This is a genomic window from Streptomyces sp. NPDC025793, assembly GCF_055558375.1.
The window spans coordinates 1-1,649 of the sequence record NZ_JBVHMR010000146.1; the positions used below are offsets into that span (position 1 = coordinate 1).

The following is a 1,649-nucleotide window of genomic DNA, read 5'->3' on the forward strand; positions in this document are numbered from 1 at the left end:
AGAGGTCGTTCTCTTTCCGAACCTCGTGTGTGGTTTCTGCTGGTCAGGCATGAGAGCCCAGTTGTCGCGGGAGTCTCGGTCCGTTGCTGACCGAGATGTCGTGGGGGTGGCAGATGCCATCGATGCGGGCGGTGCTGGAAGCGCGGCAGAAGGCCGCGGCAGTGCGGGTGGAGGAACTCGAAACCGAGCTGGAGCGGGTGCGGGCGGCTCTGGCAGAGGCCGAAGAGGTGCTCAGACGCCGAGTGATCGGCCTGGAACAGTATCTGGAGGCACTGGCCGAGGAAGAAGCGCCCGCCGTAGCGGCCGGCGGGGTGTCGCAGAGGAAGCCGGTGGGTCCGCGCCGGGCGGTGCCTCACCGCCAGGACGCGACCGACATCGAGGTGCTGTCGGTGGACTACCAGGCGTTGATGGCCGCTGCCCTGGAGGCGGGAGCCGATGGGCTGGGTGCCCGGCGGGCAGCGGTGGTGCTGGGCTGGGACAGTGCTTCCGCCTCCCGCGTCGAGGGCGCCAGGGCCCGACTCAAACGGCTGGTGGAACGGGGCTGGCTGGTCGAGGAGAAACCGGGCAGCTTCATGCTGCCCGCGCCGGAGCAGGACGCTGCCGGCGCTGGGCGGCCAGGCGGCGGCTCATGAGCATGGTCATCGACCACAGGACGACGGCCTCGCTGGTGTCGGTGCGCCGTTCGTAGTCACGGACCAGGCGTCGGCTGCGCAGGAGCCAGGCGAAGGACCTTTCGACGACCCAGCGGCGGGGCAGGACCTCGAAGCCGCTGGCATCGTCGCTGCGGCGGACGATGTCGAGGACGACTCCGAGGTGCTGAGTGGTCCAGTCGGTGAGGTGGCCGGTGTATCCGCCGTCGGCCCAGATGCGTGCCAGCCGCCGGAAGTGATTCTTTGCTGCGGGCAGCAGGGTGCGAGCCCCGTCCCGGTCGGTCGTGGAGGCCGGCGTGACCAGCACGGCCAGCAGGAGCCCGAGGGTGTCGGTGAGCAGGTGGCGCTTGCGCCCGTTGATCTTCTTCCCGGCGTCGTATCCCCGCGAAGTGAGGGTAACGGTGGCGTCCGCCTTTACCGACTGTGAGTCGACGACCGCTGCGCTCGGCTCCGGGCTGCGACCCTCAGCCCGGCGGACGGCTTCGCGCAGCCGGTCGTGCAGCTCGGTCGCCAGTCCCGTGTCCCGCCAGCGGGCGAAGAAGGCATACACACGTGGCCAGGGTGGGAAGTCGGACGGCATCGCCCGCCATTTGATGCCATTGTCGACGAGGTAGCGCACGGCGTCGATCATCTGCCGGTGGCAGTAGCCCTCCGGACGGCCGCCCCGGCCTGTCAGCCACCCCGGCACCGGCAGCAGATCCCGCACCGACGCCCACTCGGCATCGCTTATGTCCGAGCCGTACCGGGGCCGACGTTCCGGCCGGTCACCCGCGTTCCCGAACCTATGGGCGAGACAGTCACACCCACGAGTGGCCGGACTGGACCCGCCAACCGCGACCACGCGACACTTCGACAACAGGGCCTCTTGCTTCTCGTTGGACTCGACAACCGCGAGCTACCAAGAGGCCCTTCCTTCATGCCTCGACGTCGGCCAACTCACCCGATCCAGGACTCCGTTCGAACCAGATCGAGCACACGAACGGATAGAGAACGGCCAGT

At 68.8% G+C, this 1,649-nt stretch carries 2 protein-coding genes; one reads left to right on the forward strand and one right to left on the reverse strand.

Going from position 1 to position 1,649, the window contains the following annotated elements; genetic code table 11:
- The first annotated feature begins 122 nt into the window (after window positions 1-122).
- The gene (locus ACZ4MF_RS48965; protein ID WP_467500939.1) at window positions 123-632 is read left to right on the forward strand and encodes a hypothetical protein; all 510 of its coding nucleotides are present in this window, start codon (window positions 123-125) and stop codon (window positions 630-632) included.
- On the opposite strand, the gene ACZ4MF_RS48970 is transcribed toward ACZ4MF_RS48965, so the two are convergent.
- Window positions 571-1,380, reverse strand: a complete 810-nt coding sequence (locus ACZ4MF_RS48970) for an IS5 family transposase (protein ID WP_467500940.1) — start codon at window positions 1,378-1,380, stop codon at window positions 571-573. The genes ACZ4MF_RS48965 and ACZ4MF_RS48970 overlap by 62 nt on opposite strands.
- Window positions 1,381-1,649: the final 269 nt, after the last annotated feature.